Annotated in this window: 7 protein-coding genes; 1 reads left to right on the top strand and 6 read right to left on the bottom strand. The window is 68.3% G+C overall.

All coding sequences use genetic code 11. The features are described from left to right. Window positions 1-213: 213 nt before the first annotated feature. Complete coding sequence (locus IE237_RS32490; RefSeq protein WP_189805741.1) at window positions 214-2,592, top strand: family 20 glycosylhydrolase; 2,379 nt, start codon at window positions 214-216, stop codon at window positions 2,590-2,592. 560 nt (window positions 2,593-3,152) lie between these two features. Here the strand turns inward: IE237_RS32490 and IE237_RS32485 are convergent. The 6 genes from IE237_RS32485 to IE237_RS32460 form a co-directional block, all read right to left on the bottom strand. Then, window positions 3,153-3,581, bottom strand: coding sequence for an ATP-binding protein (locus IE237_RS32485; protein WP_189805740.1), 429 nt, complete (start codon window positions 3,579-3,581; stop codon window positions 3,153-3,155). A gap of 233 nt (window positions 3,582-3,814) precedes the next feature. Beyond that, window positions 3,815-6,136 (bottom strand): LuxR C-terminal-related transcriptional regulator, encoded by a 2,322-nt coding sequence (locus IE237_RS32480; protein ID WP_189805739.1) that lies wholly within the window; start codon window positions 6,134-6,136, stop codon window positions 3,815-3,817. Between the two features lie 105 nt (window positions 6,137-6,241). Next, window positions 6,242-8,584, bottom strand: coding sequence for an ATP-binding protein (locus IE237_RS32475; protein ID WP_189805738.1), 2,343 nt, complete (start codon window positions 8,582-8,584; stop codon window positions 6,242-6,244). Between the two features lie 254 nt (window positions 8,585-8,838). Continuing rightward, window positions 8,839-12,387, bottom strand: coding sequence for a ThuA domain-containing protein (locus tag IE237_RS32470; RefSeq protein WP_189805737.1), 3,549 nt, complete (start codon window positions 12,385-12,387; stop codon window positions 8,839-8,841). Window positions 12,388-12,430: 43 nt separating this feature from the next. Next, window positions 12,431-13,264, bottom strand: a complete 834-nt coding sequence (locus tag IE237_RS32465; protein WP_189805736.1) for a sugar phosphate isomerase/epimerase family protein — start codon at window positions 13,262-13,264, stop codon at window positions 12,431-12,433. Further along, window positions 13,265-14,464, bottom strand: a complete 1,200-nt coding sequence (locus IE237_RS32460; protein WP_189805735.1) for a substrate-binding domain-containing protein — start codon at window positions 14,462-14,464, stop codon at window positions 13,265-13,267. Between the last annotated feature and the right edge of the window lie 7 nt (window positions 14,465-14,471).

The raw sequence follows: 14,471 nt of genomic DNA, 5'->3' as shown, positions 1-14,471 counted from the left end.
GAAGCAAGCGGATCCAGCAGGCCCCCCTCCGCCCGCTCGCCGTGGTCGCCCGGATCCCAGGCCCATGACGGTCCCGGCCCCGCAGGGCCCCGCGGATCCCGACCGGCCCCGCGGCGGCCGCCCCATCCGGAGACGGGTCTACCTTCCCGCCCCGGGACAGGACTTCCCAGCCACCGCCCCCGGCGCCCCGATCACCCGTTCGAAGGAACCGAGATGAAGCCCTTGCCGTCGCTTCCCCGCAGTGTGCTCGCTGTTCTCCTCGGGCTGGCCGTTCTCGTCGGGCTGCCTGCCACCGCCTCCGTGGCAGGCAGCCCGGCGGCCACGCAGGCCACGGACAATCCCAAGCCCCAGACCATTCCCGCGCTGCAGGAATGGACCGGCGGCACCGGATCGTTCAGCTACTCCAGTGCCACGCGCATCGTCCGTTCCACCACGAACGCGAACGCTCTGGCCACCACCAGCCAGGTCTTCGCCGACGACCTGAAGGCCCTCAAGGGCCAGGCACCCGCGCAGGCCACAGGGACGACTGCAGATCTGCGCGCCGGTGACATCTACCTGGCGCTGGGCTCCACGGACACCAAGCTCGGCACCGAGGGCTACGCCCTCTCGGTCACCGACAAGATCACCATCACCGCCCGCGACGACCGCGGCGCCTTCTACGGCACCCGCACCCTCCTGCAACTGCTCAAGGGAAGCACGTCGATCCCGCAGGGCACCGCCCGCGACTGGCCGCTCAAGCCGGAACGGGGCCTCATGGTGGACGTCGGGCGCAAGTACTTCACACCGCAGTGGCTCAAGGACCACGTGAAGGAACTCGCCTACCTGAAGATGAACTACTTCCACCTGCACCTGTCCGACAACCAGGGCTTCCGGATCGAGAGCACCTCGCATCCGGAGATCGTGTCCTACGAGCACCTGACCAAGAAGGAGATCCAGGACCTGATCGCGCTGGCGGCCAAGTACAAGGTCACCATCGTTCCGGAGGTCGACGCCCCCGGACACCTGCGCCAGGTCCTGAACGTCCACCCCGAACTGCGGCTGGTCAAAAGCAACGGCACCAAGATGTGGGAGTCCATCGACCTGAGCAAGCCCGGGACCTACACACTGCTGAAGGACCTCTACGAGGAGTACCTGGCTCTCTTCCCCGGCCCGTACTTCCACATCGGCGCCGACGAGTACCACGTCGGCAGCTACAGCGACTACCCGCAGCTCCAGCAGTACGCGAAGGACGAGCACGGCCCCGACGCCACCGGCAAGGACGTCTACCTCGGCTTCATCAACTGGGCCAACGACATCGTCCGGTCCAAGGGCAAGACCACCCGCGCCTGGAACGACGGAGTGGGCGGCGGCAGCGCCGTCACCGTGGACTCGAACATCATCCTCGAGTTCTGGTACAACATCGGCCTCTCGCCGCAGAAGCACATCGACAACGGACATCTGATCTCCAACGAGAGCTGGAATCCGACCTATTACGTCGTCGGATCGGGCGGACCGGGTGCGGTGGGCTCCCAGTCGGGCTACGGCACCTGGGACCTCGACGTGTTCCAGGGCAACCAGACCATCACGGACGCCTCGGACTCCAAGAACCTAGGCTCCAAGATCCACGTCTGGATGGACCGCGACACCGCGACCCAGGAACGCGTGGCCGCCGATATCAAGGACGGGCTGCGCATGCTGGCCCAGCGGACCTGGGGCTCGCCCAAGCCGGCAACCCCCTGGACCAGCTTCAAGACCCTGATCGCCACCATCGGCAGCAACCCCGCATGGCCGGCCGACGCCCAGCAGGGCAACGTCGCCGCGGGCCGGCCCGTGACCGTCTCCAGCACCGAGGCCGGCACCGTGCCGAGCGCGAACGCCGTGGACAGCAACTACGCCACGCGCTGGGCCAGCGGCTACACCGACAACCAGTCGATCACCGTCGACCTGGGCGTCCCGAAGCCAGTCAGCCGAGTGAAGCTGAACTGGGAGAAGGCCTACGGCAAGGGCTACCAGATCCAGGTCTCCGACGACGCCACCACGTGGAGGACGATCTACACGACCACCGCGGGTGACGGCGGCACCGACGACCTGACCGGCCTGTCCGGTACCGGCCGTTACGTCCGTATGCAGGGCACCGCCCGCGCCACCGGCTACGGCTACTCGCTGTACGAGTTCGAGGTCTACGCACCGGTCATCCAGTCCGGAGCCACTTACCAGCTCACGACCGGCGGCAAGGCCATGGACATCCCCACGACCAACACCGACGGCACCCAGGCGACCGTCTACAGCCCGCACACCGGCAACAACCAGAAGTTCGTCATCACCGCCAACTCGAACAACACCTACACGCTCAAGAACGTCGCCAGCGGACTCTGCATCGCCATCTCCACCGACTCGAACGAAGGGGGCCAGGCGATCATCCAGACCGCCTGCACCTCGGCCAACGCCCAGCGCTGGTCGCTCTGGCAGACCGCCGCCACCGGCTACTCACTGGTGGCCACGACCGCCAGCGCCCAGGCCATCACCGCAACGTCGGCCACGAACGGCGCCAAGGTCATCGCCTCGGGCATCATGCCCGCACCCCTGCAGTCCTGGACCTTCACCAAGGTCTAGGACCGAACCGCACGACGGGCCCTGCCGATCTCGTCACCGGCAGCGCCTCCCCCTTCCCGGCAGGTCTCTCCGGCGACGTCACCGCTGCCGTTCAGTCCTACACCGTCCCTGGTGTGCCCCTCACGGCGCACAAGTCCACGACCGCATCGCCGCCGCGTGCAGAAGCGCCTTGACGCGCCGGGTGGTCGACCGCCGGCACGCCCGCGCACAGCCGTAACGGATGCGCTTTCGGGAGGACATGGCGACCGAGACATGCCAGGAGCACGCGCGTGTCGTGGCAGGCTCGCCACGGAGGACCCCGGCATCGCCGAGTCGGCCGTGCGCAGCCACATCCGCCGCTCCCACGCACACCTGCCCGGCCCCCTTGGCGCCGATCCGGCCGTTCCCTCGGCTTCATACCGACTGGATCGACCGCCGGGCGCGGCGGCAGCGTGACCGGTGAATGGTTCGAGGTTCGAGACATCGGGTGCTTCCCTACTCTTCGGTTCGATTCGCTTCGCTTCGTATCGGTAAGGCGTCGGGCCGCTCGAAGGGCGGGCCGGGTCCGGCGGCCATGCGCCTCAGGCGATCTGGCACCACACAGCCTTTCCGTCCGCGACGTGACAGGCGCCCCAGCGGGTGGCCAGCGCCTGCAGCAGCCCGAGGCCCCGCCCGTTCTCCGCGTCGTCGTCGGTGTCGGAAGCGACCGGCAGCCGCGGGTCCGGGTCGGTCACCAGAATCGTCAGACCGCACGCGTTCCAGTACGCGTCCAGCCGGACCGGGAACGGCTCACCGCCCACGTCGGCGTGCTTCAGTGCGTTGCTGAGCAGCTCCGTGGCCAGCAGCGCCGCCGTGTCGACCGTCGGCTCGGCACAACCACGGACCCTGAGGGTCTCGATCAGCCGCCGCCTCATCGCGCTGATGCCCGCGACGTGATCCGTGCTGAGGGTCAGGTCCGGCCCAGAGGCACCCGCGACGCAAGGCCGGGTACAAACGGCTGCTGTAGTCATCGGGACTCCAAGGGACGAATCGGACGATGTATCCACATTCGCCGGTCGCCCCATCGCGCACAGCCGTAGTACTACCTGTTCGCTGCCCGGTACGACCCACGTAGTACCCGGGGTGCTGAAGGACAGGTGCGGCAGCACGTTCCAGGTACTGGGCGGGGAGAGCCACGCGGGCCGGGTGCCGCCCCGCCGGAATCGTCGTCGGCGGCGACCGTCAAAGGATCACCACCCAGCGCTCAAGCGTCCGAGCGGCCGGCCATCCAGGTGGCGATCTCTGTGCGAGAGTGAAACCCGAGCTTGGCGAGGATCTTCTGGACATGGCCCTCAGCGGTGCGTGGCGAGATGCCCAGTGCCGCGGCGATCTCCTTGTTGGACAGACCTCGGAAGACCTGACGGGCGACGTCCCACTCCCGGCGGCTCAGCAGCTCCTTGCCGGACCCGGGCGACCCGGTCCGCGCCGACGTATCCTCGCCGATGGCCACTCCGAGGGCGAAATCGGCCGCCTGGTCGATGCCGAAGCCGTGTCCACGGGCCACGGCCGCGTCGAACGGTCCCTCGCCGAGCTCCTTGCGGGCCAGCTCCCCGAAGAGCCTCCTCGTGCTGTCGTAGAAGGCGATGGACCTGAGCAGCGTGGCCTTCTCGCCCAGCCTCTCGGTGATGCCCAGGAGGACGGCGCCGCGCTCGTTCTCGCCACTGACGACACCCGCCCCCGCCATGAGCAGGGTGGCCAGGCCCGTGCCCGTGATGTCCCTGAAGGCCTGCGCGATCCGGAGGACTTCACGACCTCGGCCCGCTGCCGCGATCGGATCGAGTCGGCCGAGTTCGGCGAAGCCGAGGGCGATGAGCGCCCACGAGCGAAACCACTGCTCCCCGTGGTCCACGCAGTAGCCGAGGGCCTCCTCGGCGGCTTCCGCGGCTTGGTCGAAGTCTCCGAGCTGGTCTTTGGCCAGGGCCAGCAGGAGGAGCGCCTGCACCTTGGCCTGCACCTCGTCCGTGTCCGCCCCGTCCACCTCTCCAAGGCGCCGCAGGGCTTCGTCACCCAGCGCGACTGCCGCGGCCAGGTCACCGGTACTCAGGGCGATCAGCCCCTGGCTGGCCAGGGAACTCGCCTCCAGTGGACGGTCCCCGAATCGCTCCGCGAGGCTCTCGCACTCCCGCTGCGCCACTGCGGACGCGGCCTGATCGCCCTGGATGGAGGCAAGGTGCCCCAAGGTCCTCAGGGCACCGGCCCGCGCATGTGACGGCTCGGTATCGAGCGCGAGCGCGCGCTTCAGCCAGAGGCGGCCTTCCCCCACAGGCCCGGACGCAACCCAGCATGAGTCCATGGCCGCGAGGATCCGAATGCCCTCCTGGCTCTCATCGGGAGTGGAGAGACTGAACTCGAGAGCGGCGCGCAGATCGGCGCGCATCGCCCGCATCCGCCCCGCCCAGCGGACTTGTTCGGGGCCGAACCACTCCTTCTCCATCCGCGTGGCCAAGGCCAGGAACCAGTTCCGATGCCGCCGGGCGAATTCAGGCTGATGGCCGGACTCCTTCAAGCGCTCCCGCCCGTACCGAGCGAGCGTGTCCAGAAACCGGTACTGCGCTACGCCGCGCCTCTCCTGCCTCATCAGGATCGACTTGTCCACGAGGCCGGTGACCGTCTCGAGGACCAGCCCGGCCGACAGGTCCTCCCCGCCGCACACTTCCTCGGCCGCAGACAGGCCGAACCAGCCGGCGAACACGGAGGAACGAGCCCACAGCAGGCGTTCTTCGTCCGAACAGAGCTCATGGCTCCAGTCGACGGTGGCCCTCAGGGAGCGTTGTCGGGTGGGGACCGCGCGGTCCCCCGTCACCAGGACTCCGAACTGGTCTTCAATGCGCTGAAGGATCTGCACCGGAGACAGCACCCGGGTCAGGGCTGCGGCCAACTCGAGCGCCAGCGGCAGGCCGTCCAGACGACGGCAGACCTGTGCGACCGTGGACACGTTCTCCTCCGAGAGGAGGAATCCGCTCGCGGCTGCGGCGCGCTGGGCGAACAGCATGACCCCCGGATACTCCGCGGCGACGGCAAGCGTCATGGGACGGTCACCGCCCGGATCCTCCGGAGCCGGCACCGGAAGCGGCTTCACCGGCCACTCGGGCTCCCCGGTCATGCCCAAGGACTGCCGGCTGGTCACCAGCATCCGGACATCGGGGGCCCGCTGCAGGACCACACGGATGAGTTCCGCACAGGCAGAGGCGACCTGCTCGCAGTTGTCGAGCACCAGGAGCATGTTCCGCTCCCGAAGGAAAGCGGTGACGGCCTCCAGCCCACCGCCCCTGACCGAGCTGTCGATCCTCAGGGCGTCGACCAGCGAATAGGCAAGGAGACCGCTGTCCGTCAGGGGCGCGAGGTCGATGAAACGTGTGCCATCCCGGAACCACCGGCGAACCCGAGTGGCCACCTGCAGGGCGAGCCGTGTCTTGCCGATGCCGCCGGGTCCGGTCAGCGTGACCACCCTGGCATCAGACAGGAGCGTACCGACCTTGCCGATGTCCTCCGTCCGCCCCACGAAGCTCGTCAGCTCGGCGGGCATCTCGCCGGTGGATCCACGGTGGGACGGGGGCGGAACGGTAGCTTCCATATTCGATGCTTGCACCCGCTCGCTCGGAAGGGCAACCGCCACTCCGCCTGCTCCTTGTCAGGCGCCGTGGCGCGCGGCCCAGGCGGCGATGTGGGCCCGGGAGGTGAAGCCGAGCTTGGTGAGGATGTGATCCACGTGCCCTTCGACGGTCCGTGGGGAGATCACCAGCTCCTCGGCGATCTTCCGGTTGGACAGTCCCCTCGCCACCAGCCCCGCGACCTGCTGTTCCCGTGCGGTCAGCGGACCGGGCTCCGCGTCCGTGGTCCCCGCATCGGCAGAACGCTCAGGCTCGTCACCTTCGATGCCCAGGGCATGGTCGATCGCCGCGTCGAAATCGAAGGCATAGCCGCGTGCCACGGCCGCCTCGAAGGTCCTCCCACCGAGTTTCGCCTTGAGCTGCGTGGCGAGAGCATCGTTCAAGAGGGACTGCTCCTCGTTGAGGGCGGGTACGCCGAGCTCTTCGCAGACCCGCCGACGTGCTCCGAGGAGTTCGGCGGCGCGTTCGAAATCGCCCTCGGCCACCCAGGAACGAACCAGGAGCAAATAGGCAGTGGCCACAGCGATCACATTGTCATAGTCACGTGCAATCCGGATGCACTCCCTCGCGTACCGGATCACCGCTTGGTGGTCGCCGACGCCGTACTCCGCGATGGCACGGCCGGCCAGTGCCCACACGAGGTCCGCACGCCCACCGAACTCCACGCTGCACCGCACCGCGTCCTCGTGGGCGCTGACCGCCTCGCCGTAGTGGCCGAGCAGTGCGTGCGCGATGATCACGGTGGGCAACACCTGTGCCCGCTCCGGCCCCCTGGCGTACTCAGGGCAGGCCAGGGCCTGGTTCGCGCGGGCGAGTACCGCGGCGTAGTCGGCCCGGTTCGCCTCCAGCTCCGCCTCGGTACTGTGCGCTCGGGCGACCATGAGCGGGTCGTTCAGGTGACGCGCCACGCTGTGGCATTCCCTCAAGGCCGCCTCGGCAGGGGCATGGTCCGCCCGACTGGCGCAGATCGAGGCCAGACTCCGGAGGGCCATCGCGCGGGCCAAGGTGGGTTCCGTGTCGGCGGCCAGGGCCCTCTCGAGCCACAGCCGCCCCTCACTTGTCTCGGCGCCCGCATGCCAGCGCGGCAGCAGTGCGGCCGTGAGCCTCAGCCCGGCCTGCCCTTCCCCCGGCGTCGTCAAGCAGTACTCCACGGCGGACCGCAGATTGCCGTACTCACGGCGCAACCACCGCGACCATTCCAGCTGGTCGGGACCCCACCACCGCGTAGCCATCTCCTCGGTCCGCTGCAGGTACCAGTCGCGGTGGCGTCTGGCGAGCGTCTCCTCCTCGCCGGCTGCGCGCAGCCGGGTGCGCCCGTAGTCGGCGAGTGTCTGGAGCAGCCGGTACTGCAGCTCGCCGAGGTGTTCCTCGGGGACCAGGATCGATTTGTCCATCAGTCCGGCGAGGGTGTCCAGGACCTCCTCCTGTGGCAGGTCCTCGTCCGAGCAGACGCCTTCGGCCGCGTCCGGGCCGAACCTGCCGGCGAACACCGAGGCCCGGGACCACAGCAGCCTCTCGAACGGCGTGCACAGCTCGTGACTCCAGTCGATCGCCGCCTCCAGGGTGCGGTGCCGGTCGGGCACCGTGCGGTCGAGTGTGCCCATCATCGACGCCAGCCACTCGTCGTAACGCCGGACGAGCTGTCCGGGGGAGAACACCCTGGTCTGGACGGCGGCCAGCTCGATGGCCAGCGGCAAGCCGTCCATCCTGCGGCACAGCCGAGCCACGTCGTCCCAGTCCTCCTTGTTCACCAGGGTTCCACTGGCCGCCGCGGCCCGCTCCGCGAACAGCACCAGCGCCGGGTACTGTGTCGGCGCCGGCGAACTCTGCGCGCCTCCCCCGCCGAGATCCGGGTCCGGTACGGGCAGTGGAGGAACCCGCCACACACACTCACCGGTGATCCACAGGCGTTCGCGGCTCGTCGCCAGGATCCGTACCCGCGGCGCCCGGCGAATGACCCCGTTGATCAAGAACGCGGCCTCTGCGACGATCTGCTCGCAGTTGTCAAGGAGGAGCAGTACCTGCCGCTCGCCAAGGAAGTCCAGGATGACGTCCACGGCCTCGCGTCCCGACCCGTCGTGGATCTGCAGGCCCTCGATCAGGGACGCTTCCAATGCCGCACGAGTCGTCGCCGCGGACAGGTCGACGAACCACACACCGTCCGCGAACGCCCTCCGCAGCTCGTCAGCCACCCGCATCGCCAGCCGCGTCTTGCCCACGCCGCCTACACCCGTCAGGGTCACCGCTCGGAACTCTGACAGCGCGGCCTTGACCGCCGTGATGTCCTCCCGACGTCCCACGAAGGTCGTCAACTCCACCGGCATGCCGCTACCACCCGAGCGAGTCCGCACAGGAGTGGCCATGTCCAGAACGGTAGGCCGATCCAGGACACACAGCAACGTGGAGCGCACAACATAGGCAGAACACGCTCGGCGCCTCGCTTTCCGAGCCCTGCCGATGACACCACCTTCGGGAAGCATATTTCCGTGCCCCGCGGGCGGGACGGACCGTCGGCGAACGAGCGGAGCACCATGCCGCCCGAGCCGGCCGCGATGCTGCCCGCGGAAGGCCGGCGCCCGCCCGCTGTCAGGTCGGACGGGCGCCGGGGGTTGAGGTGTCAGCTCACCTTGTTGAGCTTCCACTGCTGGTTGGTACCGCCGTGGCACGTCCACTGGATCAGCTGGACGTCATTGGCCGTCGTGGCGCCCGGGACGTCCAGGCACTTGCCGCTGGCGACCGACACCAGCCGGTAGACATCGGTGGTCCCGCTGACGAGCTCGGGCCGCCACTTCTGGTTCGAACCGGTGTTGCAGGCCCACTGCTGGATCAGGGCACCGTCCGTGGTGATCTTCCCGCCCGGCAGGTCCAGGCACTTGTTGCTGTGTGCCGCGACCAGCGTGAAGGTGCCGTTGCCGGCGTCCGTCAGCCGCCACTTCTGGTTGGCACCGGTGCCCGGCGTGTACTGGATCACCGCCGCGCCGTCGGCAGAGGACGCGGCTCGCACGTCCGCCGACAAGTTGGTCGCCTTGTTGGTCAGGTTGTACGTCTGACCGGCCTGCGGGCCCGTCCCCGAACCGGTGGCGACGCCACGGCCGTTGAAGGTCACCGAATCGAGGTCGAAGGAGACCGAGCCCGGCTTGAACACCGCGTACACAGTGTGGGTGCCTCCCGGGTCCGATACCTTGACGGCCGGCTGAGACGCGTAAGTGTCCCAACTGCCGGTACTGGTGATGGGGCTGGAGGCGATGAGCGTGCCGGTCGGGGAGTCGGCGCGCAGTTCGACCGTGCCGCTGCCGCCTGTCGGGGCCGAGGTCCGGAAGGACACCGAGTCCAGCCCGGACATGTTCATCGGTGCGAAGGAGATCCAGTCGTTGGTGGCTATGGAGCCGATGCGCTTCCCGCCTTCGGCAGCAGCGGCCTCGACGACTCGGATGCCGGACTGGCCGGTGAAGTACTCGGCCTGCTTCTTCTTGGGCTGCAGGGTGGCACTGGTGGTGCCGGTCAACCCGCCCCGGTCGGTGTAGTCGGCCGAGAGCACGAAGTAGGTGTTGGCGTCCGCGTCATGTCCGGACGCGCTGGTCTGGATCGTCCCCGAACAGCCGGTGTACTGGCCGGTGTCGTGGCTGTGGCTGTCGTGGCCGAGGGCGGCGGTCACCTTGACCTTCGAACAGTCGATGGTGCCGTCCTCGGGATCCACCACGTTCACCGTGTAGCTGATGGTGTCACCCAAGGAGAGGAAGCCGCCGTTCACCGGGGTGTTCAGCGTGACCTTCGGGCGGGCGTTGCCGACGGTGACGGTCACGTTGGCGGTGCCCGTCTTGCCACCCGGGTCGGTGACCGTCAGGCGGGCGGTGTAGGTACCGTTGGCCGTGTAGCTGTGGGACGGCTTGACGCCGACGCCGGTGGTGCCGTCACCGAAGTCCCACTTGTAGGTGATGGCGTCACCGTCGGGGTCGCTGGACCCTTCGGCGGAGAAGGTGGTGTTCAGCGGGGCCTGGCCGGAGTCGGGACTGCCGACCGCCTTGGCTAGCGGCGCCCGGTTGCCGGCCACGTAGTCGATCCGGTAGATGCCGTCGTCCGTGTTCGCGTGGCCGTAGCCCTCGCCCCACTCGGCGACGTACATCGCGCCGTCCGGGCCGAACTTCATGTCGATCAGGGCGTGCGCGTTGAGCTGTGCGGCGAAGGGGTTGATCTTCAGGAGGCTGCCGGCGGAGTCCAGCCGCATCTCCTTGACGAAGTCGCGGGTCCAGTCGTAGAAGAACGGCGTCTTGTCGAAGTACGCCGGGAACTTCCGCTCGGAGGTGCTCGCCGCGTCGTAGTGGTAGAACGGACCGGCCATCGGGGCGGCGCCGCCGGCGAGGTCGATCTCGGGGAACTCTGCGGAGGCGTGGTAGTTGTACCAGACCGTCGCGGGCTTGGCCGCCGGCAGGGTGGTCAGCCCGGTGTTGTTGGGCGAGTTGTTCACCGGTGCGGCGCAGTCGAACTTCGGCAGGACTGGGGTCGGGTTGGCGAAGTCGTAGTCGTTGTACGGTGTGTTGTTACCGGTGCAGTACGGCCAGCCGTAGAAGCCCGGTTCCTTGATCAGGTTCCACTCGACCGTGCCTTCGGGGCCGCGGTTGGCGTTGGCCGCGTGCGAGTCGGGCCCGTAGTCGCCGGCCGCGATCCACCCGGTGTTCTTGTCGACCGAGAAGCGGAAGCTGTTGCGGAAGCCCATGGCGTAGATCTCGGGCTTGGTCTTCGCGGTGCCCGGGGCGAACATGTTGCCCGCGGGAATCGTGTAAGTGCCGTCCGCTTGGGGCTTGATGCGCAGAATCTTGCCACGCAGGTCGTTGGTGTTGGCCGAGGAGCGCTGGGCGTCGAACCTCTCCCGGCCCGGCCGCTCGTCGATCGGGGTGAAGCCGTCGGAGGCGAACGGGTTGGTGTCGTCGCCGACACCGATGTAGAGGTTTCCGCCGGGCCCGAAGGCGAGGTTGCCGCCCGTGTGACCGGGTTCGTCGGCACCGCGATAGGCCGGGACCTCGATGATCTTCTTCTCGCTCGCCATGTCGAGGGTGTCGTCCGCCTTGACCGTGAAGCGGGAGACGCGGTTGATCTCGGCAGTGCCGGCGGGTGAGTAGTCGACGTATATCCAGCGGTTCGTGGCGAAGGCGGGGTCGAGCACCAGACCGATGCCGCCGTCCTCGCCACCGTCGTAGACGTTCAGCTTGCCCGCGAGGTGCGTCTCCGATGCACCGCCGTGGGTGTGGATGACGTTGACCTTCCCGGAACGGGACATGTAGAAGACCTTGCCGTCGGGGGCCACGTCCAGCTGCATGGGCTGGTCGGGCGCTCCGTCCAGGGTCACCTTCTGGTAGCGCTGGGTGACGCCGCCACCGCAGTCACCGGGTGCGTTGCCCGCCGCCCACTTCAGGCCGCCCAGGAGGTGCTGCTTGAACAGCGGCTCGGAGTACGCGGAGGCCTGGTGGCCCATGGCGGTGGCCCAGACCTTGCCCCCCTCGGCACTGCGACACCAGGAGATGGGATGGTCCGCGCCCATCTTGTTGGGGCCGGCGTCGTAGGTGGTCTCGTCCGCGGTGACCAGCACGTGCACGTCGCCGCGTGCGTTCTTGTCGAAGTTGTACCACTCCTCGGTGCGTGGCCAGCGGCTCGGCAGCCCCTTGGTCGAGGGGTGCGCCTGGTCGGCGACCTTGGCGGTGCCGGGGAGGATCGCCGAGTGCTGCGTCATGTGGGCGCCGCCCATGACGGTCTGGTCCCACCAGGGGAACTGGGACTCGATGTTCATGTCGACCGCGTTGTGGACCGCCACGACGCCGCGGCCGCTGCGCACGAAGTTCTGCATGCCCTGGCGTTGGGCGTCGGTGTCCCAGACCATCCCGGAGGTCTGGAGCATGACGATTGCTTGATAGCTGTTCAGGTTCGACGAGGCGAAGATCGCCGAATCCGCGCTCTGGTCGACCTGGAAGTTGTTGTCGGTGCCGAGCTGCTTGAACATCTCGACGGCGGCGTCGATGGAGCCGTGCCGGTAGGCACCAGCGGCGGTCTCGGTGAACACCAGGACCTTGAAGTCCGGCGTGGCGGCCTGTGCGGGCGGCGCCTGGACCACGGCCAGGGCGAGGAGGGGGGCACTGAGCGCGGTCAGGGCGCGCTTCAGTCGGGTTCGTTGCACCAGAAATCTCCCGATGGAGGGGGTAACGGGGGTGGATCAGTGCTCAGAGCGATTTCAGGAAGGCGAGGCCGTCCGCGGCGAGCGCGTCCGGACTCGAAGCCAGCGGGCGCCAGATGGACGCCGCGGTGGCGATCGTCGTGTTGTCGGGGGTGAATGACTCGATGACCAGCGGGCCGGCGTAGCCGATGTCGTGGACTGCCGCGGTGAAACCAGGCCAGTCGAAGTGGTCGCCTCCGGGGGTACCGCGGTCGGTGCCGCAGACCTGGAGGTGGACGATCCGCTCCCCTGCGGCGCGAACGGCCCGGTCGGGGCTCCTTTCTTCAATGTTGAGGTGGTATGTGTCGAGAGCGAGGCCGCACTCGACGGGTAGTGCATCCAACGCCTGTTCAACGGTGTTGATCAGGCTGGTCTCATAGCGGTTGAGCGGCTCGACGCCGATCCTCACCCCGCGCCGTGCGGCATGGTCCAGGACCGGCTTGAGGTTCTCCCTCAACTCCTGGTATGCGGACTTGCGTTCGCCGGGGTCCAGCTGCCAGGTGCGGCCCACCGAGGTGTACGCGGGCCCGCTGATCGCCGGGGCGCCGACGACGGCCGCCACGTCGACGCAGTGCCGCAGGTACTCCTGGGTGTCGCGGATGGTCTCGGGCGAGGCGGCGACCAGTTCCCGGCCGTGTGGCATGACGAGCACGACGGAGGCGGCCAGGCCGAGTCCCCGCAACAGTTCGGCGGCCGCGTGCGGGTCCCACTGGCCCGGCTGCTCCACCGGGAGTTCGATCACGTCGAACCCCATCCGCGCCACGTGTGGCGCGAGTCGAGCGAGTGAAGCATCCGTGAGGGGCGAGGTCCAGACCCAGGTGTTCACGCCGATCGGGAGCATCTACTTCTTGCCTCCCCAGTTCTGCGGGTAGCCGGCCATGTCCTCACAGCCGCAGAGCGCGTAGTGGAGCGGCGGCATGCCCGGCTTCAGGTAGCTGTCCAGGTTGTCCTGGGTGATGGTGGGCTGGGGCAGGTTCCAGACCTTGGGCACGCTCTCGCCGCCCAGGACCTTCAGAGCGGCGATGATCGGGGTGCGCCACTGGTAGGTCGGGTAGGTCGGCGCGATCGCGGTCAGCTTCGCGTCCTTCCACTTCTGCAGGAAGTCCTGCTGGTCCTCGCCGTTGATCGGCGGGACGGGCTGGCCGGCGTCCTCGAAGGCCTCGGCGGCGGCGACGGCGGTGGCCCCGGCGTCCATCCAGACGCCGTCGATCTTGCCGTGACGCTGGATGTAGTTGGTGACGATGCTCTTGGTCTTGGCCGCGTCTCCCTCGGTGAACTCGACTCCCACGACGTCGAGTTCGCTGTTGTCGAACGCGATCTTGGCGGCCGACCAGCGGGTCTCCAGGACGTCCACGCCGGGCAGGATGCGCAGCGCGAGGATCTTGCCCTTGGGCTTGACCTTCTGCTTGAGGAACTCGGCGCCCTCAGCGCCGAAGGCGTAGCCGCCGATCGGCTTGATGAAGGTGACCGGACAGTCTGCCTGGACGCCACGGTCGAACACGATGACCGGGACCTTCCCGCACGCGGCCTTGACGGCGGGGGTGAGAGTGGTGGTCGTGTTGGGCGAGACGATGAGCGCGTCGCAGCCCTTGGCCTGAAGCTCGGCGATGTCGGAGATCTGCTTGTCGTCCTTGCCCTCGGCGTCCAGGACGGTGAACTCCTTGATCTCCGGATGGGTGGCGACCTCGGCCTGCATGGTCTTCCAGCCGACCTGTCGCCAGGGGTTGTTGGTCGCCGCATTGGAGAAGCACAGGTGGTACGGGCCGGCCTTCTTGTATCGCGCGGTGTCGACCATCTGCGGGTCGATGGCCTGCTCCCACGGCTTCTCCGCGGGACCGGTCGCCGTCTTGGAGCGCATCGCGAGCTGGGCGTCGTAGTCGGCCTGGACGAAGAACTTCGACTGGTCGCCGGTGTTCTTCTTCGTCCCGGCGGAGGACCTCGGCGAGGAGGCGCTGTCGGGCTTGTCGGTGGTGCAGGCGCTGAGCGGGAGCAGCGTGGCGAGCGCGGCGGCGGCGAGAACGTATCTGCGGTCGAGCGGCACGATGGTG

The organism is Streptomyces tanashiensis, from assembly GCF_014648895.1.
GTDB lineage: Bacteria > Actinomycetota > Actinomycetes > Streptomycetales > Streptomycetaceae > Streptomyces > Streptomyces tanashiensis.
Note: the sequence above shows the minus strand (reverse complement) of the source record. Positions and strands in the feature narration are given on the sequence as shown.

Bases quoted from the DNA above. Each gene is read 5' to 3' on its own strand.
- IE237_RS32475 (WP_189805738.1), bottom strand. From the start codon at position 8,584: ATGGCCACTCCTGTGCGGACTCGCTCGGGTGGTAGCGGCATGCCGGTG.
- IE237_RS32465 (WP_189805736.1), bottom strand. From the start codon at position 13,264: ATGCTCCCGATCGGCGTGAACACCTGGGTCTGGACCTCGCCCCTCACG.
- IE237_RS32485 (WP_189805740.1), bottom strand. From the start codon at position 3,581: ATGACTACAGCAGCCGTTTGTACCCGGCCTTGCGTCGCGGGTGCCTCT.
- IE237_RS32480 (WP_189805739.1), bottom strand. From the start codon at position 6,136: ATGCCCGCCGAGCTGACGAGCTTCGTGGGGCGGACGGAGGACATCGGC.
- IE237_RS32490 (WP_189805741.1), top strand. From the start codon at position 214: ATGAAGCCCTTGCCGTCGCTTCCCCGCAGTGTGCTCGCTGTTCTCCTC.